Annotated in this window: 23 protein-coding genes, 1 pseudogene and 1 other annotated feature; of the genes and pseudogenes, 17 read left to right on the top strand and 7 right to left on the bottom strand. The window is 29.8% G+C overall.

The window, feature by feature from the left end:
• The first annotated feature begins 255 nt into the window (after positions 1-255).
• Both ACZ5N4_RS07425 and ACZ5N4_RS07430 read left to right on the top strand, forming a co-directional pair.
• Positions 256-1,512, top strand: coding sequence for an MFS transporter (locus ACZ5N4_RS07425; protein ID WP_464208565.1), 1,257 nt, complete (start codon positions 256-258; stop codon positions 1,510-1,512).
• The gene (locus ACZ5N4_RS07430) at positions 1,499-1,804 is read left to right on the top strand and encodes a MerR family transcriptional regulator (RefSeq protein WP_464208567.1); all 306 of its coding nucleotides are present in this window, start codon (positions 1,499-1,501) and stop codon (positions 1,802-1,804) included. The genes ACZ5N4_RS07425 and ACZ5N4_RS07430 overlap by 14 nt, the downstream gene beginning before the upstream one ends.
• 357 nt (positions 1,805-2,161) lie before the next feature.
• Here the strand turns inward: ACZ5N4_RS07430 and ACZ5N4_RS07435 are convergent, their stop codons facing one another.
• Positions 2,162-2,497, bottom strand: coding sequence for a winged helix-turn-helix transcriptional regulator (locus ACZ5N4_RS07435; protein ID WP_464208569.1), 336 nt, complete (start codon positions 2,495-2,497; stop codon positions 2,162-2,164).
• A gap of 144 nt (positions 2,498-2,641) precedes the next feature.
• Here ACZ5N4_RS07435 and namA point away from each other — a divergent pair, with 144 nt between their 5' ends.
• Both namA and serS read left to right on the top strand, forming a co-directional pair.
• Positions 2,642-3,658 carry an NADPH dehydrogenase NamA gene (namA, locus tag ACZ5N4_RS07440; RefSeq protein WP_464208571.1) on the top strand — a complete coding sequence of 339 codons (1,017 nt, stop codon included), beginning with the start codon at positions 2,642-2,644 and terminating at the stop codon, positions 3,656-3,658.
• 232 nt (positions 3,659-3,890) lie between these two features.
• Positions 3,891-4,096, top strand: a binding site (T-box leader).
• A gap of 86 nt (positions 4,097-4,182) precedes the next feature.
• Complete coding sequence (gene serS, locus ACZ5N4_RS07445) at positions 4,183-5,460, top strand: serine--tRNA ligase (protein ID WP_464208574.1); 1,278 nt, start codon at positions 4,183-4,185, stop codon at positions 5,458-5,460.
• A gap of 78 nt (positions 5,461-5,538) precedes the next feature.
• On the opposite strand, the gene ACZ5N4_RS07450 is transcribed toward serS, so the two are convergent.
• On the bottom strand, positions 5,539-6,417 hold the full coding sequence (locus ACZ5N4_RS07450) for a hypothetical protein (protein ID WP_464208576.1): 879 nt from the start codon (positions 6,415-6,417) through the stop codon (positions 5,539-5,541).
• Positions 6,395-7,006 (bottom strand): RNA polymerase sigma factor, encoded by a 612-nt coding sequence (locus ACZ5N4_RS07455; protein ID WP_464208577.1) that lies wholly within the window; start codon positions 7,004-7,006, stop codon positions 6,395-6,397. The genes ACZ5N4_RS07450 and ACZ5N4_RS07455 overlap by 23 nt, the downstream gene beginning before the upstream one ends.
• A 270-nt stretch (positions 7,007-7,276) precedes the next feature.
• On the opposite strand from ACZ5N4_RS07455, the gene ACZ5N4_RS07460 reads away from it, so the two are divergent.
• The 9 genes from ACZ5N4_RS07460 to ACZ5N4_RS07500 all read left to right on the top strand — a co-directional run bounded on the left by ACZ5N4_RS07460 (position 7,277) and on the right by ACZ5N4_RS07500 (position 15,337).
• Positions 7,277-7,963: a response regulator transcription factor gene (locus ACZ5N4_RS07460; protein ID WP_464208579.1), complete on the top strand. Its 687-nt coding sequence runs from the start codon at positions 7,277-7,279 to the stop codon at positions 7,961-7,963.
• A 1-nt stretch (position 7,964) separates the two neighbouring features.
• Complete coding sequence (locus ACZ5N4_RS07465) at positions 7,965-8,906, top strand: sensor histidine kinase (protein WP_464208581.1); 942 nt, start codon at positions 7,965-7,967, stop codon at positions 8,904-8,906.
• A 112-nt stretch (positions 8,907-9,018) separates the two neighbouring features.
• Positions 9,019-9,930: an ABC transporter ATP-binding protein gene (locus tag ACZ5N4_RS07470; protein ID WP_464208583.1), complete on the top strand. Its 912-nt coding sequence runs from the start codon at positions 9,019-9,021 to the stop codon at positions 9,928-9,930.
• Positions 9,931-10,695 (top strand): ABC transporter permease, encoded by a 765-nt coding sequence (locus ACZ5N4_RS07475; RefSeq protein WP_464208585.1) that lies wholly within the window; start codon positions 9,931-9,933, stop codon positions 10,693-10,695. It begins immediately after the preceding gene.
• 19 nt (positions 10,696-10,714) lie between these two features.
• Positions 10,715-11,440: an ABC transporter permease gene (locus ACZ5N4_RS07480; RefSeq protein ID WP_464208587.1), complete on the top strand. Its 726-nt coding sequence runs from the start codon at positions 10,715-10,717 to the stop codon at positions 11,438-11,440.
• Between the two features lie 31 nt (positions 11,441-11,471).
• A complete protein-coding gene (locus ACZ5N4_RS07485; RefSeq protein WP_464208589.1) occupies positions 11,472-12,743 on the top strand; it encodes a S41 family peptidase in 1,272 nt (423 codons plus the stop codon).
• 276 nt (positions 12,744-13,019) lie between these two features.
• Complete coding sequence (locus ACZ5N4_RS07490; protein WP_464208591.1) at positions 13,020-13,844, top strand: hypothetical protein; 825 nt, start codon at positions 13,020-13,022, stop codon at positions 13,842-13,844.
• A gap of 5 nt (positions 13,845-13,849) precedes the next feature.
• A complete protein-coding gene (locus ACZ5N4_RS07495) occupies positions 13,850-14,410 on the top strand; it encodes a hypothetical protein (RefSeq protein ID WP_464208592.1) in 561 nt (186 codons plus the stop codon).
• 174 nt (positions 14,411-14,584) lie between these two features.
• Complete coding sequence (locus ACZ5N4_RS07500; RefSeq protein ID WP_464208594.1) at positions 14,585-15,337, top strand: DUF2271 domain-containing protein; 753 nt, start codon at positions 14,585-14,587, stop codon at positions 15,335-15,337.
• 159 nt (positions 15,338-15,496) lie between these two features.
• Here the strand turns inward: ACZ5N4_RS07500 and ACZ5N4_RS07505 are convergent.
• A pseudogene (locus ACZ5N4_RS07505) lies at positions 15,497-15,628 on the bottom strand (HAD family hydrolase); the annotation flags it as partial.
• A gap of 106 nt (positions 15,629-15,734) precedes the next feature.
• A complete protein-coding gene (locus ACZ5N4_RS07510; protein WP_464208596.1) occupies positions 15,735-16,226 on the bottom strand; it encodes a hypothetical protein in 492 nt (163 codons plus the stop codon).
• Between the two features lie 250 nt (positions 16,227-16,476).
• Between ACZ5N4_RS07510 and ACZ5N4_RS07515 the strand changes: the two genes are divergently transcribed.
• Both ACZ5N4_RS07515 and ACZ5N4_RS07520 read left to right on the top strand, forming a co-directional pair.
• On the top strand, positions 16,477-17,703 hold the full coding sequence (locus tag ACZ5N4_RS07515) for an MFS transporter (RefSeq protein ID WP_464208598.1): 1,227 nt from the start codon (positions 16,477-16,479) through the stop codon (positions 17,701-17,703).
• A gap of 119 nt (positions 17,704-17,822) precedes the next feature.
• Entirely contained in the window at positions 17,823-18,446 is a 624-nt protein-coding gene (locus tag ACZ5N4_RS07520) for a hypothetical protein (RefSeq protein WP_464208600.1), read from the top strand.
• A gap of 87 nt (positions 18,447-18,533) precedes the next feature.
• On the opposite strand, the gene ACZ5N4_RS07525 is transcribed toward ACZ5N4_RS07520, so the two are convergent.
• Positions 18,534-19,970: a DUF4179 domain-containing protein gene (locus ACZ5N4_RS07525; protein WP_464208602.1), complete on the bottom strand. Its 1,437-nt coding sequence runs from the start codon at positions 19,968-19,970 to the stop codon at positions 18,534-18,536.
• A complete protein-coding gene (locus ACZ5N4_RS07530) occupies positions 19,970-20,536 on the bottom strand; it encodes a sigma-70 family RNA polymerase sigma factor (RefSeq protein ID WP_464208604.1) in 567 nt (188 codons plus the stop codon). Before ACZ5N4_RS07530 ends, ACZ5N4_RS07525 begins: the two co-directional genes overlap by 1 nt.
• A 554-nt stretch (positions 20,537-21,090) precedes the next feature.
• Here ACZ5N4_RS07530 and licT point away from each other — a divergent pair.
• Both licT and ACZ5N4_RS07540 read left to right on the top strand, forming a co-directional pair.
• Positions 21,091-21,927 carry a BglG family transcription antiterminator LicT gene (licT, locus tag ACZ5N4_RS07535; protein ID WP_464208606.1) on the top strand — a complete coding sequence of 279 codons (837 nt, stop codon included), beginning with the start codon at positions 21,091-21,093 and terminating at the stop codon, positions 21,925-21,927.
• Between the two features lie 247 nt (positions 21,928-22,174).
• Positions 22,175-24,037, top strand: coding sequence for a PTS beta-glucoside transporter subunit IIBCA (locus ACZ5N4_RS07540; protein WP_464208608.1), 1,863 nt, complete (start codon positions 22,175-22,177; stop codon positions 24,035-24,037).
• Positions 24,038-24,091: the final 54 nt, after the last annotated feature.

A 24,091-nucleotide genomic window follows, 5' to 3' on the forward strand; every position in this document is an offset into this window, starting at 1 on the left:
TTTTTATGCCTATTTTTGCTGCATTTATAGATATGATATAAGATTTTAAACTATATAGCTTGGTAATAAGTTATATAAATTAAAGTCCTATATTTCATGTTTATATTTAGGTCATATGATTATGAGGCTGTAAGTGAACTTGTGTTCATTTGCGGCCTTTTTTATTTAAGGAGATAAGATGATTTATATATTTAAAATATCTAGATTACAAAGTAAAAGCAAATTTATTTATAATATAAGGACGGTGAATAGTTAATGATTAAAAAACTTTCAGCATATAAAATTTATTTATTATTTTCAGCTATTACAGCAATGTGTTTTTCATTGGCAGCTACAGTTATGATAGTATACCACATTGAAAAGGTTCATTTAAATCCACTTCAACTTATACTTGTTGGAACTACGCTAGAAACAGCATGTTTTCTATTTGAAATTCCTACAGGTATAGTTGCAGATGTATACAGCCGTAAGCTATCTATTATTATTGGTGCAGTTTTAATAGGATTAGGATTTATCTTAGAAGGTTCAGTTGCTAGTTTTATCTTTGTACTTGCAGCACAGGTAATATGGGGATTAGGTTCCACCTTTGTCAGTGGGTCTGTTGAGGCTTGGATTGCAGAGGAAGAGAAAACTAAGGAACTAGATCAAATATATATAAGAGGAGCACAGGCAGGACAAATAGGTACAGTTATTGGAATAATACTAAGCACCATAATAGGTAATTTATCCATTAGACTGCCTATTATAGTCAGTGGATGTTTGTTTATAGCTTTGGCATTATTTTTAGTATTGTATATGCCGGAAAACAATTTTAAACCATCTGCTCCTGAAGATTTAAATACTTTTAAAAAGATGGGGTACACTTTTAAAACGGGATTTAAATTTGTGAAAAGTAAAGCCATAGTAATGATTTTGCTTTCTATAACTCTGTTTCATGGTTTATCCAGCGAAGGTTATGATAGACTTTCCAATGCACATTTTCTGCAGGATACAACACTTCCACAGCTTGGAAATCTTCAGCCAGTAACTTGGTTCGGTATATTTGGAATTACAGGAATGATATTAAGTGCTATAGTAATGCAATTTATATCAAAGAAGCTAGAGAAAGAAAATAAGAATCAAAGTGGAAAGATATTATTAGCTATAAACATATTTTATATTTTATGCATGCTAGTATTTGCACTTACAAGACACTTTAACTTAATGCTAATAGCTTATTTATCAACAAACATATTTAGAACTATAAATGAGCCTATATTTAGTGCATGGTTAAATAACCATATCGATGACAATGCAAGGGCTACTATACTTTCTATGAATGGACAAGTTAATGCTTTAGGACAAATTTTAGGCGGACCAATTATTGGAATCATAGCCACAAAAATTTCTATAAGCATTGGTATAGCATGCACTTCATTATTAGTAATACCGGTATTAGTCTTATATGTCATTTCTTTGATGATGGATAAAAGTGGTGTTAATAAGGTTAGAGGGGGAGATGATATATATTAAAGTATCCATAAAGGCTCTAAGACACTATGATGAGATTGGCTTGCTAAAACCTGTAAAGGTAGATGATTCTACTGGTTATAGATATTATTCTGCAGCACAGTTACCTAGACTCAATAAAATTTTAGCACTTAAGGATTTAGGGGGTTATTTAAATAAGATAACAGAAATAATAGATTATGATCAAACTTCTGAGTTTTTATCTTCTATGTTAACCATTCGAAAAGAAGAGATTAAGGAGGGTGGTCAGTTAAGAATCCTAAAGAGTACATTACTGAAATTCAAATACCTGTGACAAAAGAATAAATAGTTGCTTTATAGATAATTAAGGCCGAAAGTTAACTTATACGCCGGTATATGTTTCCAAGCTTTAGTACGTTAAAAACTTTTAGCCAGTCTAAAGTTTGTGTTTCAAGACAACCTAAGAACTTTCGAGAACTCGCTGTGCTCAAACAACTCTAAAGTTCTAAGGTTCTCTTAAAACCCTTCACTAAGACTGACACAAAGTTTTTAAATCTACTTCAGCTTTGGAAACATATCCCTTTGCATAAGTTAACTTTCTAATTAGTTTCGCTGTATATAGGTAACACTATTAATGTTAATAGTTAAATTAAGAATAATTTACTTTCAAATAGTAACATAGAATTTTTTATTACTCTATAATTGTAAGTCCCCACTTCTTCAATTCTATAAATACAGCTTCTAATTTTTTACCTTTTTCAGTTAATTCATATTCAACTTTTGGAGGAACTTCTGGATAAACGATTCTATTAACTAAACCGAATTTTTCTAATTCGCGAAGTCTAAGAGATAGGGTTTTTGGGCTTATTCCTTCTAGAGAACGTAACAAATCACCAAATCTTATTGTTCCGTCTATTAATAAATCTCTTATTATTAGAAATGTCCATTTGCTACCTATGATATCTATTGCCGCTTCTATAGGACATTTATCAGAAGGATTTCCACGTTCAAGTTTAATTTCTGACATAAATAAAATTCCTTTCATCTATTGATTTATCACATTACTTACTTTTTTGAAATTATATGAAAAAAATATCACTACTTTTCAAAGTATAGTATATAAAATATAATGGCAATAAGCAAGAAATTTAAATAAAAGGAGATTAAAATTATGAATACCTTCAAAAGTTATATTTTAAAAAATACAAATTTAAAGAACAGGATTGTTATGCCACCGATGTGCATGTATTCTTCTGATGAGACTGGCAAAGCAAATGAATTTCATTACAATCATTATGTTACAAGAGCTATTGGCGGAGTTGGTCTTATCATAGTTGAAGCTACAGGAGTAGCTAAAAATGGAAGAATAACAGATAATGATTTAGGAATTTGGGATGATGCTCACGTAGATGGATTAAAAAACATTGTTAATGGTGTTAAGAAGTATGGTTCTAAAATTGCTATTCAATTAAATCATGGTGGAAGAAAATACGTAGGAGCAGCTGGTGAAGTTGTGGCTCCAAGTGCAGTTAAATTTGATGAAAAAAGTTCATTACCTAAAGAACTAACTAAAGATAAAATAAAAGAAATTATACTAAGCTTTAAAGAGGCAGCTAAAAGAGCTGATGAGGCTGGATTTGATGCTATAGAAATACATGCAGCTCATGGCTATTTGATACATCAATTCCTATCACCATTATCAAACTTAAGAGTAGACGAATATGGCGGAAATATAAAAAATAGAACAAGATTTCTTAAAGAAGTACTACAAGTGGTAGTTGAAGTATGGCCAAAGGAAAAGTCAATTTTGCTTAGAGTGTCAGCTTATGATTATAAAAATGGTGGAATAAATTTACATGACATGGTTGAAATTATAAATGATGTCAAAGAATATATTGACATTGTACATGTAAGTACAGGAGGATTGGTTCCAGCAGAAATAAATACGTACCCAGGATATCAAGTTAATTTTTCAAATACAATTAAGACTAAATGTAATATTCCTACAATAGCTGTTGGATTGATAACAGATGTTAATATGGTGGAGGAAATAATATCAAATGATAGATCAGACTTAGTTGCAATTGGTAGGGAACTTTTAAGAAATCCATACTTTGTATTAAATGAAGCAAAAATTAGAAATCTAGATATTGATTATCCAGAGCAATATAAAGGTGCTTTTAAATAATATACTGATATCAAAAAGTCTATCTTAAAATTAACTATGGTAAATCTTATTATAAATTTTCTTGACCTAAAAATTGAATATTTAGCCCATAAGTAAAGATAGATTATTCTTATTACCTGCTTATGATACCTTACCCCTTAGACTGTTATAAATTGGTGAGAAATATTAAATTAAGTCTTTACTTGCAAATACGTATAAAATTATGTATAATTAGGTTATAATATATATTAGGGAAACAGTGTTGATAAAAGCTATGATTTATAAATTTCTTTAGAGAGCCGATGGTTGGTGAGAATCGGTGAAAGGTTAAATCGTTCCACTTTTGGAGCTGTCGGTGATGAATCGAAAGGTTGGTAGCCTTTATACTACTGTCGAGTGGCTGGTTCTTATTATAGATCAGCAATTTGGGTGGCAACGCGGATTCCTTCCGTCCCATATATAAATGTTTATATATGGGACGGAAGTTTTTTTATCTTATGGTTTAAGACAAAATAATATTTACATTTAACTTAGGAGGGAAAATTATGTTAGATTTAAGATTTGTAAGAGAAAACCCTGAAATTGTTAAGGAAAACATGAAGAAAAAGTTTCAGGATAATAAGTTAGGTTTAGTAGATGAGGTAATCGCTATGGACCTTGAACTTAGAAATGTAAAGACAGAAGCAGATGCTTTAAGAGCTGATAGAAACAAGATTTCAAAGGAAATCGGCGGATTAATGGCTCAAGGCAAAAAAGAAGAAGCAGAAGAAATGAAGAAAAAGGTTACAGCAGAGTCTGAACGTTTAGCTCAATTAGAAGCAAAAGAAGGCGAATTGGAAGAAAAAATTAAAAAGAATATGATGACTATTCCAAATATAATTGACCCAAGTGTTCCAATTGGTAAAGACGATAGTGAAAATGTTGAAGTTCAGCGTTATGGAGAGCCAGTTGTACCTGATTTTGAAGTTCCATATCATACTGACATCATGGAAAAATTCAATGGAGTTGACTTAGACAGTGCTAGAAAGGTTGCTGGTAATGGTTTCTATTACCTAATGGGAGATATTGCTAGACTTCATTCTGCAGTAATTTCCTATGCTAGAGACTTTATGATAAACCGTGGTTTTACATATTGCATTCCACCTTTCATGATTCGTAGCGAAGTTGTAACTGGTGTTATGAGTTTTGCAGAAATGGATGCTATGATGTACAAAATAGAAGGTGAAGATTTATATTTAATAGGAACTAGCGAACATTCTATGATTGGTAAATTTATTGATACTATATTACCAGAAGAATCTTTACCACACACATTAACTAGTTACTCACCTTGCTTCAGAAAAGAAAAAGGAGCTCATGGTATTGAAGAAAGAGGAGTATATAGAATTCACCAATTTGAAAAGCAAGAAATGATTGTTGTATGTAAGCCAGAAGACAGCATGATGTGGTACGATAAATTATGGCAAAATACAGTAGATCTATTCCGTTCTTTAGATATACCAGTAAGAACTTTAGAATGCTGCTCAGGTGACTTAGCAGACTTAAAAGTAAAATCAGTAGACGTAGAAGCTTGGTCTCCTAGACAGAAAAAATACTTTGAAATAGGAAGCTGTTCTAACCTAGGTGATGCACAAGCACGTAGATTAAAAATTCGTGTAAATGGTGAAAATGGCAAATACTTTGCACATACATTAAATAATACAGTTGTTGCACCTCCAAGAATGTTGATTGCTTTCTTAGAGAACAACTTAAATGCAGATGGTTCTATAAACATTCCATTTGCATTACAACCATATATGGGCGGAATGACAGTAATTAAATAATAATAAAGGCTGCGTATTGATACGCAGCCTTTATTGTTAATTTGTTTCAATAAGTTTAAAATCTATTTTCTTATTAGGTTATTTTGAGTTTATTATACTCTCAGCCATTTTTGACATTTGTTCAAAAGTCAATTTATTATTTTGATCAATAAGTTGATAATTTACCCCGTTATCTGTCCATCTCAATGAATGTGCAGTTTTAAATTGCTCATTAAGCTTTTTGCCCTTATTACTTCCAACAGTAACTAAAAGTTCTTTTCCATCTTTAGAAGCTTTATCAAGTTCATCCTTTTGCTGTTGTGACATTTTATCAAACATGTCCATAGGTAATATATGCACTGTGTATTCTGTCCAGTAAGCAGTAGTAGTTCCAATAGTTACTGTTTTAGAATTTTTAAATATTGGCAAATCTTCTGCTTCTTTACCTTTGAAAGCATCTAATGATATGGCTTCTTTTCTTAACATATCCTTTGAATATATTGCACTTGCTGCCTTCTTATCATATTGTTTCTCTGGTGGTGCTGAGCCATCAATATGACCAGTTATGTCACTATCAACTAATTTATATCCTTCCGGAAGGGAAGCCGGCATTTTTATTTCGTATCCTAAATCTTTCTTTAGAGTATCTTTTGATGGTGCTTTATCGTAATTCCTTATACTTGTATAACCATTAACATTTTTATCTATGATTTGAAGAGCTGAAGCCCTAATACTAGGTGAAAATGTAAGAACTGATCCTGCAATTATAAATACACCGCATGATGCAGTAATAATAGATTTTTTTAAATTTAAATTTAGTGGCAAAAACTTTTCTTTTAACATAAATCTTTTTTCACTCCTATTTGATTGAATTTCATATTTAATACTTTCAAACATGTTATCCGATGGAGACACTTCTTCAGCCTTATCCAACAAAGCTGCTTTTACTATATCTTTAAATTGTTGTTGGTTTGACATTTTTATCTTGCTCCTTCCTAATAGAGTTATCAGCAAAAGAGTAGCCTTCAAATTTTTTACTACGTAATTCTTTTTCAAGCAATTTTCTAGCATTACAAAGTCTTGATTTAACTGTGCCTTGAAAACAGCCTAAGATTTTTGATATTTCTTTGATAGATAGTTCATTATAATAATAGAGAACTACAGTTGTTTTTAAAGGCAAACTCAGTCTGTTAATGGCTTCATTCACAAATTCTTTAAGTTCATCTCGTTCTGCTATATCAGATAACACTAAACTATCCGCAATTGTATCCTTATTATCATTAATACTTTCTATGTATAAATGATTTTTTTCTTTTGAACAATAACGCCATACTATTCTTGTAAGTAGACGATAAAACCAAGCTTGAAATGTTTTAGGATTTTTTAAGCTTTTTATTTCACTATAGCATTTTATAAAAGCTTCCTGTACCACATCTTCTGCTATATCATTTCGTCCACTTATAAGATACACTGTCCTAAGGGCCTGCTTGCTATATTTTTTAAATAAATCGTTAAAGGCGTCCATGTCGCCTTCCTTACAGCGCTGTATCAAACTGATCTCATCCACGTCATTACCTCCTTTTTTAGGTGCACCTATAATATAAGAGACATTAAATGCAAAAAAGGTTCAAAAGATTTTAATAGAGCTGCATAAATTTATTGATAGATTTTATTTAGATAAGTAATTATGGAATACTCCATTTCAGCATTCGACATTCCAATTAATACCCAAAATAATGGTATATACATCACAAGAACTCATTTTAACATAATATATACTTATTTGAAATTAATGTTATAATTGGTATGTAAATAAGATTTAAAGTAGGTGTCAACTTTGGAAAAATCGAAAATTTTAATTGTAGAAGACGATGAAGAAATAAATAATTTAATCTTTCATGCTTTAAAAAAGGAAGGCTATGATATAGTTCAGTTTTTTGATGGAAGAGAAGCCATAGAAAAATACGATAACACTTTCAACTTAGTAATACTTGACTTAATGCTCCCTTATGTTGATGGAATGGAAGTACTCAGGCAAATTAGAACTGTTAATAATGCTCCTGTTATTATTCTTTCGGCTAAAGCTGAAGAAACAGATAGAATAATTGGACTAGGTATGGGTGCTGATGATTACGTAGTAAAACCATTCTCAACAAGAGAGTTAACTGCAAGAGTTAAAGCTCAACTAAGAAGATATGTTTATTATAATGAAGATAAACAAAAATTGATTTTACAACATGGTGAATTAAAGTTAGATGCTTCAAATTATAAAGTATTTAAACAAAATAAAGAATTAAATTTAACTCCAAAAGAGTTTGAGCTTTTAAAATTCTTTCTTTCAAATCCAGATAGGGTGTTTACAAAGGCTCAGATATTTAATAATGTATGGGAAGATGATTATGTAAATGATGATAATACTGTAATGGTTCATGTGAAAAGATTAAGAAACAAAATTGAGGACAATCCTAATGATCCTAAATATATATTAACAGTATGGGGAATAGGCTATAAGCTTGGTGATTAAAATGAGAATATTAGTATATATTTTAATGACTATAATAGCTATTCTTGTGATTTTAATAGTTTTATTAAGCAAAAAATTAAATTATATAAGCAAAACACTAGATGAGGTTGTAAAAGGAAACTTAAATCAGAGGATAAGACTTCAAAATCATATAAAACCTATAGAGGTCTTAACTATAAACATAAATAAATTAATAGAAAGACTTCAAAAAGTATTTGAAAAAAATAGAATAAACGAAGATTCTATAAAGAAAATGATATCCAACATATCTCATGATCTCAGAACACCTTTAACTTCAATGCTTGGATATATGGAGCTTATTCTTAATGACAACGCATTAAATGAAGAGGAAAAAAGACAATACATAAAAATAGTCTACGATAAAGGAAATCATTTATATAAACTAATGGAAGAATTTTTTCAGGTTTCTAAGCTTGAATCAAAGGATGTTATACTGGAAATAAAGCAGATAAACATATCTGAACTTGTAAGGCAAAATGTAGTAGCATTTTTTAATGAATTTAAGAAGTTTAATATGGAAGCACAAATAAATATTCCAGAAAAGGACATATACGGCTTTGGAGATGAAAAAGCAATAAATAGAATTTTAAACAATCTTATAAATAATGCTTTGAAATATGGCTCTGAAGGTACTCTTATTGGAATTAGCTTAAGAGAAGATGAGAATTATGTTTTTATAGATGTATGGGATAACGGTGCTGGAATTCCAAAAGAAGAAATAGATTATATTTTTGACAGACTATATACCATTGAAAAGTCTAGAAAATTAAATCTAAAAAGCAGCGGTCTGGGCCTTACTATAGTTAAAAAGTTAGTAGAAGCTCAGAAGGGAACTATTTATGTAAAAAGCAACCCTTTTGAAAAAACTGAATTTACATTTACACTGAATAAGGACTTAGCAAAAAATGAGGTAAAACATTAGTTTTATCTCATTTTTGCTGTAAGATTTAAGAAAATTGTAAGAACTATGTAAAATTAGTGTAAGTTTTATATTGTATATTATAAATAGAGTTAACTATCAAGGAGGCATAAAAATGGAGTATATTCTTAAAACTTATAACTTAACTAAGGAGTTTAAAAACTTTTCCGCAGTTAAGAGTTTAAATATGAGCATTGAAAAAGGAGAGATATATGGTTTTCTTGGACAAAATGGTGCTGGTAAAACCACTACTATAAGAATGATTATGGGACTTGTAAAAGCAACTTCTGGAGAGATAGAATTATTCTCTCAAAAAGCTTCAAATAAAAATAGAAATCTCCTTCAAAGAATAGGTTCTATGATAGAATATCCAGGATTTTATCCTAATTTAACAGCGAAAGAAAATCTAGAAATACATAGAAGAATGATGGGAATGCAGGATAAAGGCTGTATAGTAGATTCTTTAAAAATAGTAGGTATAGAAGATGTAAAGGACAAAAAAGTAAAAGAATTTTCTCTTGGTATGAAACAAAGGCTAGGGATAGCGAGAGCTATTTTACATCATCCTGAATTTTTAATATTAGACGAGCCTACTAATGGTCTTGATCCAATGGGAATAAAAGAAGTTAGAGAGTTAATTACTGATTTATGCTGCAAGCAAGGAATTACCTTTTTAATATCCAGTCATATATTAAGTGAAATTCAACAAATGGCAAGCAAAATAGGAATAATCCATAAGGGTGAGCTTTTAGAAGAAATAGCTTATGATGAATTACAAAAAAGAAATAGACATTATATTAACGTTAAAGTAAATGATGATAGAAAAGCTTCTTTTATTTTAGAGCAAAAACTAAATATAAAAGATTATGTTATATGGGAGAAAAACACTTTAAGAGTTTATGAAAAACTTCAAGAAGCTTCAAATATAAATAAAATGTTAGTTTCAGATGACATATTTGTAGATGAAATATGCCTAAAAGTAGACAGCTTAGAAGACTACTTTATAAAGCTTACAGGAGGTAATTAGGTGTTTAACATAGTATACTCAGAATTTTTAAAGCTTAGAAAATCATATTTGTTTAATATAGCATTAATTGCTTCAGTTTTTTTACCTATTATTGCATTAATTGTAGCACTATCAAATGATTATAGTGGTGTTTCAAGTGCCTTAAGATGTACACTAATTAAAGATTATAGAGCAAATATAGAAATTAATTGTTTTGAATTTTTATATACAGTTTTATTCTCTTTAATTGCTGGATATATCTTTTCTAGAGAGTTTACTGATAAAACAGATAACATAATATATGTTTATCCAATTAGCAGAACAAAAATATTTATTGGCAAACTATTAACATTGTATATAATAATTTCATTTATATATATTGTTCAATTTTTAGCTACATATTTAACTCTATATATAGCGTGGCAGGAATTGCCTTCTAAAAATTTTATCCTTACAGATATTAAAGTTAATGTATATTCTCTACTAGCCCAATTCTTATTAATGCCAATACCCATATTAATTGGAAATATAACAAAAAATATTATTTTCCCAGTAGTATATGGGATACTGGGGGCTGTTTCTTGTATTGGTACTATGGCGGCAGGTCTTATGTATTCAGCTGTTTATATCCAGTTTTCTCCTTTAATGCTTCCTGTATTACCTATGTATTACTTTCATATAGGAGATCCTATTGACTTTGTGTTAACTACTACTAGTGCTGTACTTACATTTAGTATATTTATGTTTTTAGCTATTTATCAGTACAATAAGATGGATATAAATTAAGTTTAGCGGAGGAATTTAGATGTTAAATATAATATATTCAGAGATTTTAAAGTTAAAAAAATCCTATATTATATCTGTGTCATTAATTGGTGGAGTAATTATGAGCATACTTATGGCATCGGGAAATTTGTTAGCAGGTATAGCTATGAGTTTCGAAAAATTTGCATGTAATATAGAACAAATGAATGCTGGAATATTAAATATAGTCTTATTTTCTTTAATAGCAGGTTATGTATTCTCTAGAGAATTTACAGATAAAACTGCTAGCATATTACATACTTATCCAATTAGTAGAATGAAAATTTTTATATCAAAATTAATTACAATATACATATTAATTTTTTTAGTTTACTTCATTCAATGTATATCTACATATTTAAGTTATTATATAGCAGATGGGATAGTACCTTCATCTATTCTTATACTGAATAATATAAAGGCGAATATAGTTTCTATGCTATTTCAATTTTTATTAATTCCAATTCCAATATTAATTGCTAATATTAGTGAAAATATTATGATGCCAGCAGTATACGGAATATTAGCTTTTATTGCAATAGGTTTTATAGGAGTAGATTCCCCTTATGCCACTTATATTCCTTTGATGGCGCCTCATATTTCAGCTACATATTTTTACTTTCCTAAGGATATTAACTTTAATCATATTATAGTTTCTAGTACCTTATGTTTTATTTTATTTATGCCTATTTGCATCTATGAATTCAATAAGGAAGATATAGATTAATTTTTTATACTAACTTAAAAAGGAGTTTAAAATGAATAAATTCATAAAAAATAGCATTTGCCTTATTTCAATTTTTTTAATCATATTTTTCACAGGTTGTGAATCACAATATTTGGGTGGAGATAGAAATGCTAAATGGAAAAAAGATTTAAGTTACTTGCAAGAAGCGCTCCCTAAGAAACATGTAAACTTATTTTTTAAGACTAATGAAGAAAAATTCAATAATGATATAAATGCTTTAAAAAATTCTGTGGATACTTTAAATGACGATGAAATAGTTGATGGTATTTATAAGATAATGGCTTCTATAGGTGATACACATACACGTGCCTATAAGAAATCTTCTAAGCTATACCCTGTACAATTTTATTGCTTTAAGGAAGGAATATATCTAATTAATACTACTAGTCAATATAAAGAAGCTCTCTATTCAAAACTTGTAAAAATAAATGGAGTAGATATAGAAAAGGTTAAACAAGGCATTATTCCTCTAATTGTTGCTGAAAACGAAGCAATGATAAAGAAATCCATCCCAAATTACTTATCGAATCCTGAAATTCTTCATGGAATTAAAGTTGTTTCTGACACAGAAAAAGCGGTATTTACCTTTGAAAATGATAAAAGAGAAACTTTTGATATTAACATAAAATCTATAGATAGAGGCAAGGGTGATAAGCTAATTGTAAATGAATTACATGACACCTCATACCCTTTGTACATGCAAAAGCCAAATTCAAACTACTGGTACAAGTATTTAGATAAAGAAAAAACCTTATATTTTAAATATAATAAATGTGAACAGGATGAAGATGAAAATGCTGAAAAAATAGAAGATTTTATAGATAAACTATTAAAATTTCTTGACAATCATCCTGTAGATAAATTTGTAATTGATATGAGAGATAACGGAGGGGGTAATGATAAGTACATACTTCCTATTATAGATAAATTAAAAAACAACAAAATAAATAATAAAAATAACTTATTTGTTATAGTTGGAAGAAATACTTTTTCTGCAGCTATGATGGATGCTGTTTTTTTAAGGGAACAAACTAATGCAACCTTTGTAGGTGAACCTACTAGTGCTAAGCCTAATCATTATGGTGCTACAAGAAATTTTGTGCTTCCTAACTCAAAAATAAAAATACAATATTCCACACAGTTTAATAAAAACTCAGAAGATGACTCTAATACTTTTATGCCAGATAAGGTAATTGAAATATCTATAAAAGATTATTTAAATAAAAAAGATCCTGTTTTAGATTACATATTAAATTATAATAGAGAAGAAAAAATTAAATAAAAACTAACATTAAGTTAAGCGTATTTGAAAGATGGCTATATAGTGGTAGCCATCTTTTTTAGTAGGTAGAAAAAAGCATAGATTTTACTTGACTTAAAGTTAACTTTAAGTTGTATAGTGTATTTATACTAAGGGTGGGTAGGCTTTTTTAGTGTCTATTCTCTAGGATAAATCTTAAGATTTACCACATCTTTGTCCATGTGTAAGTAATATTTACTATTATCAAAATATATTGCATAATATAAGAAATAAAGTTAATTGTTGAGAGGAATTAATATGAATTTGAACAAAAAGTTTGTAATCTTTGGATTAGTACTTTTGATGCTTTCTTGGGTGGGAAACATTTATGTTTATAAGAAGCATATTCTTAAGGAGCCAATATTTATCAAGCATTATTATGATATTCAAAGTGCTATGAATATCATTCAGTTTTATTATATTCAAAATATTAATTCACAGGAACAGGTTCAAAATATTGAATTTCCTGAAATAGGACAAGATTATATAAGCTTCACTGATAGTGATAGAAATAGCGATAATCGTTATTATAAGCTTAAATGTATATCTGTAAACTTTTATAATACAGATCAAAATAAAGTTCCTGATAATCTTAAAAATAAGTTTATTACAAAGGCTAAAGTTACTTTTACAAATGGTAAAATTATTAACGAAGATATAGGTAAAATATATCTGAATGGTGATAACACAAATAGTTCAACTTTAACTATGGTAAATGCTACTTCAAGCAGTGATAACACCGGGTCTTCTACACATAGAGCAAATAAAGATACAAAAGTTACAGGTTTATATACAAAATTTCCTGACATTATTGGGGATGTAGTATCAATCAAAATTAATGGAAAACAATTAAAGGATATTAAATTTCCTTTAGAATTGAAAGTAGGGAATAACTTAGAAGTTAGTTATGAATTTAAATTTAATAAGAATGACATTAGAAGAAATAATGCATATAACTTTCCTATAGATATTCTTACCGAAGATACCGATGGAACTAAGGGACATAGTCTGAGCTTTATGAATTATTGGCTTCAGTCTCCAGGTAAATATGATATTCAATCACTTAGAATAGGCAGGAGGTAGAGTATATGTATGCTAAAAGCTATAATATATTATTTTGGGCTATGATTTTCATAATTTTTGATATAAATCTTGGTCTAATAAACATTTTACCTAATTTTATAGGATATATATTAATTTACTCAGCTTTAAATGAACTTCAGTTGCAGCACAAAATCTATGAGAAAGGTAAGATTCCTTCAGCTATATTAACTATCCTTACTTTGAAAGATGTAATTCATGCAAGCAATGATAATTTGTTATCAGGACAGTTTGTTCCGCCAAATTTTTGGTTGATGGCACTAAGCTCAGTAATTTCAATTATAAATATTTATTTAATATATATAATATGTAAAGGAATATATTTGTTGTGTTTAGAGAGAGGACTGCAGGGATTAAAAGATAGTGTTATAAATCGATTGATAGCTTTTCTAGTGGTATCTATTATTCTTATATTTTATATACCTTTTTCCATAAATCTTAGTCTACAATTTAAAAGTGCAATGATAACTTTTGCATTTATTAATATAATAGTAGAACTATCAATTGCCTTTTTATTTAGAAAGTCAACAATTCTACTGAAATCATGATGATAAGATGTGCAGAGCTAGTTTTTGAGGTGCATGAAGTACAATTGGAAGAGATTATTGTACGTAATGGCATTTAACGGGCAGAATTGACTAGTGGTCGTAGACAAACTCCACCTGAAGCCAAGAATTCTGTTTATGATCAGGTCAATAAGAAAATAAAGGAGATGAGTAACAATGAAAAATCGAAAATTATTTTTATTTCTTGCAGTTATTATATCCGCACTTATGATTTACAAAATAGTAGATATAATAAAACTTAATAGGACTAGCATTATTACAATGTCAGATAAAAAAGAAGGAAAAAATATATCTATTTCAATTACGAAAGGAGAAGAGTATCTTCATAAGTTTAAGGTTAACTCTGTTATTAGTATAAAAACACCTCCACAATTTGCTGTTTGGATGGAGGATTTAAATGGCAATTATATTGAAACATTATATGCAACTTCAAAAATTGTTAATCAAAGTTGGAGTAAGGCTCCAAATGACTCCGCTCAAAAAGGTGAAATAAAGCGGGAAGAAGCTCTACCATATTGGACACACAAGCGTAGTAGTAATGGGATAAACTCAGATGCTGTGTCATCAGCTACACCGAAGGGGAGTTCTGTTATAAAAACAAAAGCTAATGAAAAACAGGGTAAGTATGTGATTTTTGCTGAATTTAATAATTCAACGGATTTTAATGAACACTATCCAAAGGATGCATTACCTGGCAAAGATAATTATTCAGGTGGAGCATGGGGAAGTGGGCAACCTGCTATTGTTTATTCTGCGACTATTGATTTAGATTCAAGCAACAAAGTTTATGAGTTAAAGCCTGTTGGGCATAGTAGCTCTGATGGAAGGGACGGAAAATTATATAATGATTTATCTAATTTGACTACGGCAAAAAACATAATTAAAAGTGTAACTGTTGAAGTAAAGTAATTAGAAGGCTTTAGATAAATAAATAATAATTAGTTAATCCATGGATTGCAAATAAAAAAACAGCGTAAAGCTAAAATGTTTTACGCTATTTTTATACTAAAGGCATTAATTACTTTTAAAATTTAATAATAATGCGGAGTTTATAATAATCGCAATAGATCCCACATATGCTTTTTTAAGAGCAGGGGCATCGTTAATACCATCACCAACCATGCAAACCATCTCATTTTTATTTTGATAATTCTCAATTGCAGACATCTTATCTTCTGGCAAACATTCAGAGTGAACATTAACGTATAAATAAACAAATGGGCGAAATGATTGAGGATTTCGTCCATTTGTTTAGAAATTGATAAAAGCTTATTAGATTTAAGAAATAGCAAAAGAAACTTTCCTTTTAACACATAACAATGATTTCATATGGTGTGGTTTGAGCTGGTATACTCCTTGTGGTAGGGCCATAGATAACAATTAGATTCCGGTTTGCAGGGTTTTGGGTAAAAGTTTGATCATTCTCCAGTACTATCTGAGTAGATGGGCCAATATTTAATTTTAATTGATTATCGCTGCTCACTAACTGACTGTTAAAATAGTCTACTTTTACATTTTGATATTGTGTATCTTTTGCCATAACAATTGCTCTATATTGTGGCGGGAAAATGAGAGGAACAGGTGCATTTGCATCATAAAATCCCGTTACCATATCTCCTACTTCCATCGTTACATGGTCTACAAAGTAAGTATTTGGTGCCACTACAAAATTTACTGTATTTCCAAATCCGTCTTCTACAGACATTAATTTATAACATCCTGGGTTTTTTTCATTTGTAGCTATTGAAAAATCACTAATCATAGTAATGATGCCATGAAAAGGTTCAAAATTTTCCACTTTTATTCCTCCACTCCTAATTAAATGCATATTCTATATAGCTTATGCATTCTTAAGACTTGGTGTTACATTTACTATTAAATAAATTATCTTTGAAAAATGAGTATAATGCTTACTAGTTAAAGAAATTTTTATCTTTCTTCAGGTTCAATATTATGGTAATATAATTTCAAGTTAACTATAGTTGATTGAATTAAGAATTGATTATAAGTAAACTTATTAAAAAACAATAGGAGTATATATGACAAATATGAATAGAAATTGGAAAAGAGACATAATATTATTTTTGACTAGCCAGACCATATCTCTCTTTGGATCTTCGCTGGTTCAGTATGCAATTACCTGGTATATTACGTTAAAAACTCAATCTGGTGTAATGATGACCATATCAATTATTTGCGGCTTTCTACCTACATTTTTTCTTTCTCCTTTTGCAGGAGTGTGGGCTGACCGTTATAATCGAAAGATACTGATTATGCTGTCAGATTCTATGATTGCAGCAGCAACTCTTGTTTTGGCTATACTATTTCTTACAGGACATAAATACACATGGCTTTTGTTTGTGGTTTCTGCTATACGTGCGTTAGGTGCAGCAATCCAAATACCAGCTGTGGGAGCTTTTATTCCACAAATCGTACCTGAGGATAAACTTACAAGGGTGAATGCAACAAACGGCAGTATACAATCACTGGTTATGCTTGTATCTCCTATGCTTAGTGGTGCACTTTTAACTATGGCTTCTATAGAAGCAATATTCTTTATAGATGTTGTTACAGCAGCTATAGGAGTTTTGACATTACTTTTATTTTTACATGTTCCTGTTCATGCAAAAGCTATGGAGAAGCAAGCAACTGGCTACTTTAGTGACATGGCTGAGGGGTTTAATTATATCAAAAACCATGAATATGTTAAAAAGTTCTTTATATTTTGTGCATTTTTCTTTGTACTTGTGTCACCTGCTGCATTTTTAACACCGCTGCAAGTTTCACGTACTTTTGGAAATGATGTTTGGCGTCTTACGGCAGTTGAAATTACTTTTTCTGCAGGTATGATGGTAGGTGGTATAATCATGGCTTACTGGGGCGGTTTTAAAAATAAAATTCATACAATGACAATGTCATGCCTTATTACTGGAATAAGTACCTTTGCACTTGGAGTTATTCCTATATTTTGGGTATACCTAACCTTCATGATTTTAATTGGAATTGCTATGCCAATCTTTAATACGCCATCTACAGTTTTATTACAGGAAAAAGTAGAGGGAGATTTTCTGGGTAGAGTATTTGGCGTTCTGGCAATGATATCAAGTGTTATGATGCCGATGGGAATGCTTATATTTGGACCACTGTCTGATATCATAAAAATAGAATGGTTACTTATTATAACTGGTATTCTGATGTTTATTCAGAGCTTTTTCTTAATTGGTGACAAAGCATTAATTGAGGCTGGCAAGTCAGTTACAAAAACTGAAGCGTAGTTTGATATCTATTAAAGAAAGAAGCAGCATAAATTGACTGCTTCTTTTTCAGTAAACAATTTATAAAGCTTATGATACAATATAGGAACTAAGAAATTTTAAAACAGTAAGGAGAATATATGGATAAGGAAATATTATTAAATAACATCGAATTTAAAAAATTAACTGCACGTGAAACTTGGGAAAGGCTATATAATAAGGAACTCAATTGTAAGAAGAACATTCTAGAGTATATTGATATAACAAAAGTGCTTAAAAAGGAAAACGTAAATGAGGAACAGATTAAAGATACATATAACTATATTTATGAACACATAGAGGGGTTAAAGGATTCAGTAAAGCCAAATACACTGATGTACCTGAAGAATAACCTAAAATCACAGCTTGGAAAGTATGTTAAAGAAAAAGATCCAAAGCCAGTAAATCACTTTATAGAGTTTTTTAAGGAGGCATATCCTGAAGATACTAGAAGAAAAGATTTTACGTGGGTTTTAATGAATATAAATAGTATTTCAGAGGAGCAGATATGGACTACTTTAACCTATATTAATAGAGAATGTCTAAATAACAATCTTATTCTGAATACTAGTCAAAAAAAAGATATAATAGAAATGATTGAAAAGTTAGTTAGTAAGAATAATATTAAGTATATAAATAATCTTAGAAGTCTCAAACAATTAACTAATATATTAAATATAAGCATTGTAAGTGTTGGTGAAGTATTTAAAGTAAGACATAAGTAAAAGCTTATTAGATTCTTCAATTTCTGCAAGGGGATTCCCCTTGCAAAAATTGGAATACAATTAATGGAGTATATTGCTATTTCATATCTATTGGTTAAGTTCAATTTTAAATTTTAAGTCTTCTCTAAATTCAACATTACTAAAATCATTAGTGCATATAGTATATTTTTTACTTGAATCTAATAACGGAAGCTCTAGTGTAAATTCATTAGGCTTTTCTTCATCTCTGTGCAGATTATAACTTTTAGGCGTAACGAATTCTCCTTTATTATCTTTTATATGAAGCTCTGTTGCTTGAAAATAAGGTGCTTTACCAACAGCTGTGAATTTAACTATAGTTTTATCTTTTTCATTTTTTACATTATTTATTATAATTTTCCCCATACTGCCTTGAGAAAGCTCCTTTGGATAAACTCCATCCATAACTTGACTTACCTCTACAGCTTTCTTTCCTTTTATAGCAGTATAAGTTTCTTTTCCATCCTTATCTACACTTACACTACCACCTCCTGAAGGAGTAATTTTACAAGGAACAATAGTTAAATATTTTGGAACATTTTTAGACTTAGCATACTGCATTTCACTTTGGAAAATTCCCGTATTAGTATCATGACTTCCACCACCAATACCTTTAGGTATGAGCTCCACCCCTCTATCATCAAAAGCAATCCAATAATCATAGTCAAACAGCGAACCTCCATTTACCTCCTTTTTATATTTATCCTTTCCACTTAAGAAAATAGAAGTATCTATAGGAGATAAAACTACCTTATCTATAGTTACAGTACTATCTGGAAAATCAACTTTATTACCTGGTTTAAATACCTTACTATTTTTAGTTAATTCTTCTTTTGACACGCTGAAGGCAAATTTCCAGTTACCTTTTGTGTCCATTACTTCATCAATATTTAAGTCGATATTAAATTTATCGGATGTTTTTGGCAAATTAGTATGGAATTCTTCATTACCTACATAAGTATAAGCATCAATATTTTCTCCATAGCTAGAGCCATGTCCACCGTCTTGTTTTCCATTTACTTTTAAAAATCTAGATAAGCTTATACCGTGAAATTCTTTAAGTTCTTTATCACTCTTAACTGTATAACCTATAACTAATTTTGAATCATCAGCTAAAACTTCATTTATAGTAAGGGTTATACCCTTATCAGTAATACTTTTATTTATTATTTGAGAGTATTCAACATAATTTCCACCTAGTCCAAGTCTATCATTAAGGGTTTGTGTTATAGAACTTAAAACTGGAATATTCTGAGCTAAGGCTGGAGAAACTGTTCCTATAGCTATAATGCCGACTAAAGCTGCAGCTGCTGCTACGGAACCCCTTTTGAACATTTTAAAATTATTTTTGCTTTTTATTTTTTTATTTAAATTTTTCTTTATTCTTTCCTTTTGCATGTCGTCTACCTCTTCATTCATATCATTAAACTCACTTTCCTCAAGTTTTATGTGATTAAATAACTTGTATATATCTTTTTCTTCTAAATTAAAATTTTTATTATTCATTAAACTACATCTCCCTTCAAAAGAGTAAGCTTTTCTTTTAAAAATTTACGTCCTCTCGAAAGTCTTTTATCTATAAGATTTCTATTTACACCAAAAGCTTCTGCTATATTATCTACACCTTCGTATAAGAAATATCTTCTTATAAATATTTCCTTGTCTTCATCCTTCATGTGGTTTATTGCCTCTAAAAGTTCTTCTTTATTCTCCTTTGATATTATTATTTTTTCTGTATTGAATTCGTCTGGCAATGTGTAATCATCAATACATTCAACATTATTACTTTGATTAAAGAGCTTTCTTTGGTAATCTATAGCCTTGTATTTAGCTACAGCAGCAATCCAATATTTAAAATCTCCTTTTTCTTCATCAAAGCTCTTAATGTTATTCCATACAGACCAAAATACATCATTTACACATTCTTCTACATATTGAGCGTGAAAACTTGAATTTAAAACACTCCGCACAACTTTAAAAACTAAATTACTATAGTTGTCCACTACAAAATCTAATGCTTTTGCATTTTTATTTTGTAGTTGATTTATAAAGTTCGTTTCATTTATACTCATATATATCTCTCCTTTGAGAAGCTTCTCATAGATTAATACGAAGTAACTATTACTTTTCTGACATTGGGAATCTTTAAAAAATAATTAGTAAGTATGCTAGTTTGTTTTGTATAACTATTATGATAAAGCAAATTTTTATGTAAGTATAGTTTCAAAAATACCTTAATAATTTATTGATTCAGTATACCTAAAAAATACATTTAAATATTTAGAATGTGGCATGCTGAACTGTGCCATAAATGAAGTAGACTTTTTGAAATATTACTTTTATTAACAAACATAGGTTTGATAGCCTTAATGATCTTTCTAAGAAATGGCATTCGTCGAATTACATTAATCATTTTTTTAGCCACTCATTGGATGGTGGAAGCTTTATTGAAGGGCCGAATAAAAAATAGGTATCAAATTGAACTTATGGTTGACAATGGAAAAGGTACATGCTATTATAAACTTATAAAATCTATTTAGTGGATTGTTACTGGTAATGCAGGCAAAACCTATAACATTTTTTGTTATGGTTTTGCCTTTTTTATTTGAATAAAGGGGAGGGCTTTATGAATATTGAGAAGATTTTAAATAATAATGTGGTGGTCACTTTAAATGATAAACATCAAGAAATCGTTGTCATGGGGCGTGGACTAGCTTTTCAAAAACGGCTTGGTGATTTAATTGAAGAGGATAAAATAGAAAAAATTTTTACTTTATCAAACAAAAATATGACTGCTAAATTTCAAGAGTTAGTGTCTGAAATTCCAATGGAATACATGGTTATTTCAGAAAAAATCATTAATTATGCCAAAATGAAATTAGGAAGGAAATTAAATGATAGTATTTATATCTCACTAACTGACCATATTCATAATGCTGTAGAATGTTATAGAACTGGAATTACATTAAACAATGCACTCCTTTGGGAAATAAAAAGATTTTATAAAGACGAATTTGATGTGGGAAAAGAAGCTCTAAAAATGATATGTGATGAGTTTAATACTAAGTTGCCAGAAGATGAGGCAGCATTTATTGCACTTCATGTTGTTAATGCTCAATTAAATGAGGACATGCATAGGATTATGGGTATTACAAAAGTCATGCAAGAAATATTAAACATTGTAAAATATCATTTTAAAATGGAGTTTGACGAGGAATCATTAAATTACTATCGCTTTATTACACATTTAAAATTTTTTGCTCAACGATTGCTTAATGGCAATTATTATAATGATAATGAAAATGAACTATTTGATATGGTGAAAATTAAATATTCAGATTCATATGAATGTATAAAAAAGATACAAAAATTTATTAAAGAAAAATATGTATATAAATTAACAAAAGAAGAAATGTTGTATTTAATGATTCACATTACACGTGTGGTGGAAAAGAATAAATAGTAAAAGGATTGTTACTGGTAGAGCAGGCAAAACCTAAATTAGTTATCAGATATACAGAAATATATTTTGATAATAAATTTAGGCTTTTTTTATGCTTTGAAAGGAGTGATGTAATCGGTAAGTTAAATCCAAATAAGAAGTTAGCATAGGATTGTTACTGATTTTTCAGGCAAAACCTTTATTCTTCGAAAGTATTTTAAATTTCTAATGTTAAATTAAAAAAAGTTTAAAATGGAGGAAGTAGGTTATGAATTATCCAAAATTAGCAAGTGATATTCTAAAAAATGTTGGTGGGGAAACAAATGTAGTAAATGTAACTCATTGTGCAACAAGACTAAGATTTAATCTTAAAGAGATATCAAAAGCAAATGAAGAGGCATTAAAGAGAACTAAAGGCGTTATGGGGGTTGTTAACAAAGGTGGACAATTTCAACTAATTATAGGAAGTGATGTGGCAAGTGTTTATAATGAAATATTAAAGCTTGGCAATTTTCAAAAAGGAGCATCAACAGATACTGGAGAAAAGAAGGGTATGGTAGCTGAAGTACTTGATGTAATCGCAGGCATATTTACACCAATATTACCGGCCATTACTGGTGCAGGTATGTTAAAAGCTGTGTTAGTGCTCTTAACATCTACAGGTTTAATGTCACCTAAAGGTCAAACCTATTATATGTTTAATTTTATATCTGATGCAGCATTCTTTTTCTTACCAATACTTTTAGCATACACATCAGCAATAAAATTTAAATGTAATCCATATATGGCTATGACACTGGGAGGTGTATTGTTACATCCTAGTTTTTCAGCACTTGTTGCTGCGAAAAAGCCAGTTAGTTTCTTAGGATTACCAGTTACTTTAGCAAGTTATGCGTCATCTGTTATTCCAATTATTTTAATAGTTTGGTTAATGTCATATATTGAAAAATTTGCAGATAAGATTTCACCAAAGCCAATTAAATTCTTCTCAAAACCTCTTATTACACTAATAGTTACAGCACCAATTGCTTTAATAGCAATTGGACCTTTAGGTACAATTATCGGTAACTATTTAGCTGTAGGAATTAATTTCTTAAATAGTAAAGCAGGATGGTTAGTAGCATTATTAATGGGAGCATTCTCACCATTATTAGTTATGACGGGAATGCACTATAGTTTATTCCCGGTTGTAATTCCTGAATTTGCAAGCTTGGGATATGACGTTATAATGCTCCCTGGTATGCTTGCAGCAAATGTTGCACAAGGTGGAGCGGCTCTCTGTGTAGCACTAAAAACTAAAAATAAAGAATTAAAGCAATTGGCAGGTTCATCTGGACTTACAGCAGTGCTTGGTATTACTGAGCCAGCAATGTATGGTGTTAATTTAAAATTAAAGAGACCATTTATAGGTGTAATGCTAGGTGGTGGGGTTGCTGGTTTATATGCTGGTATTGTAGGACTTAAAGCTTACGGAATGGCTTCACCTGGACTTGCAGCATTACCAATATTTATTGGACCAGGAGCAAACTTTATTAATGCAGTTATAACTTGTGTCATAGCATTTGTTGTATCCTTTATAGCAACTTGGTTCTTAGGGTTTGAAGATCCTGCAGAAGAAACAGATGAAGAAATTAAGAAAGAAGTCAATGAAGAGTTAGCAAAGCAGCAACCATTAAAAAATAAAATCAATATTGCAAGTCCAGTAACTGGTGACGTAGTCCCTTTATCACAAGTAAGTGATGAAACTTTTGCACAAGAGATTATGGGAAAAGGAATTGCAATTATGCCAGCTCAAGGAAGAGTAGTATCACCGGTAAATGGTAAGATTGAAACCTTATTCAAGACAAAGCATGCTATTGGTATTGTTTCAGAAGATGGTGCTGAAATTTTAATTCATATCGGAATTGATACAGTTAAATTAGAGGGTAAACATTTTACAGCTCATGCTAAAGCTGGCGATACTGTTAAAGTTGGCGATATACTAGTTGAGTTTGATATAGATGCAATTAAATCTGAAGGCTATGAGGTTGTTACACCAATTATTATCACAAATACAGTTAACTATTTAGATATTTTACCTAAAGATATAGAACAAGTTAAAGAAGGTCAAGATTTATTAACTATTATATAATTGCAGGTACATTAAGAAGGATAGAGGGATATAAAAAATTAAATTGAATGGGGA

It is taken from the genome of Clostridium nitrophenolicum (assembly GCF_055391695.1).

Coding starts and splice junctions, on each gene's coding strand:
- ACZ5N4_RS07425 (WP_464208565.1), top strand. CDS start 256: ATGATTAAAAAACTTTCAGCATATAAAATTTATTTATTATTTTCAGCT.
- ACZ5N4_RS07430 (WP_464208567.1), top strand. CDS start 1,499: ATGATATATATTAAAGTATCCATAAAGGCTCTAAGACACTATGATGAG.
- ACZ5N4_RS07435 (WP_464208569.1), bottom strand. CDS start 2,497: ATGTCAGAAATTAAACTTGAACGTGGAAATCCTTCTGATAAATGTCCT.
- namA (WP_464208571.1), top strand. CDS start 2,642: ATGAATACCTTCAAAAGTTATATTTTAAAAAATACAAATTTAAAGAAC.
- serS (WP_464208574.1), top strand. CDS start 4,183: ATGTTAGATTTAAGATTTGTAAGAGAAAACCCTGAAATTGTTAAGGAA.
- ACZ5N4_RS07450 (WP_464208576.1), bottom strand. CDS start 6,417: ATGTCAAACCAACAACAATTTAAAGATATAGTAAAAGCAGCTTTGTTG.
- ACZ5N4_RS07465 (WP_464208581.1), top strand. CDS start 7,965: ATGAGAATATTAGTATATATTTTAATGACTATAATAGCTATTCTTGTG.
- ACZ5N4_RS07470 (WP_464208583.1), top strand. CDS start 9,019: ATGGAGTATATTCTTAAAACTTATAACTTAACTAAGGAGTTTAAAAAC.
- ACZ5N4_RS07480 (WP_464208587.1), top strand. CDS start 10,715: ATGTTAAATATAATATATTCAGAGATTTTAAAGTTAAAAAAATCCTAT.
- ACZ5N4_RS07485 (WP_464208589.1), top strand. CDS start 11,472: ATGAATAAATTCATAAAAAATAGCATTTGCCTTATTTCAATTTTTTTA.
- ACZ5N4_RS07490 (WP_464208591.1), top strand. CDS start 13,020: ATGAATTTGAACAAAAAGTTTGTAATCTTTGGATTAGTACTTTTGATG.
- ACZ5N4_RS07495 (WP_464208592.1), top strand. CDS start 13,850: ATGTATGCTAAAAGCTATAATATATTATTTTGGGCTATGATTTTCATA.
- ACZ5N4_RS07500 (WP_464208594.1), top strand. CDS start 14,585: ATGAAAAATCGAAAATTATTTTTATTTCTTGCAGTTATTATATCCGCA.
- ACZ5N4_RS07515 (WP_464208598.1), top strand. CDS start 16,477: ATGAATAGAAATTGGAAAAGAGACATAATATTATTTTTGACTAGCCAG.
- ACZ5N4_RS07520 (WP_464208600.1), top strand. CDS start 17,823: ATGGATAAGGAAATATTATTAAATAACATCGAATTTAAAAAATTAACT.
- ACZ5N4_RS07525 (WP_464208602.1), bottom strand. CDS start 19,970: ATGAATAATAAAAATTTTAATTTAGAAGAAAAAGATATATACAAGTTA.
- ACZ5N4_RS07530 (WP_464208604.1), bottom strand. CDS start 20,536: ATGAGTATAAATGAAACGAACTTTATAAATCAACTACAAAATAAAAAT.
- licT (WP_464208606.1), top strand. CDS start 21,091: ATGAATATTGAGAAGATTTTAAATAATAATGTGGTGGTCACTTTAAAT.
- ACZ5N4_RS07540 (WP_464208608.1), top strand. CDS start 22,175: ATGAATTATCCAAAATTAGCAAGTGATATTCTAAAAAATGTTGGTGGG.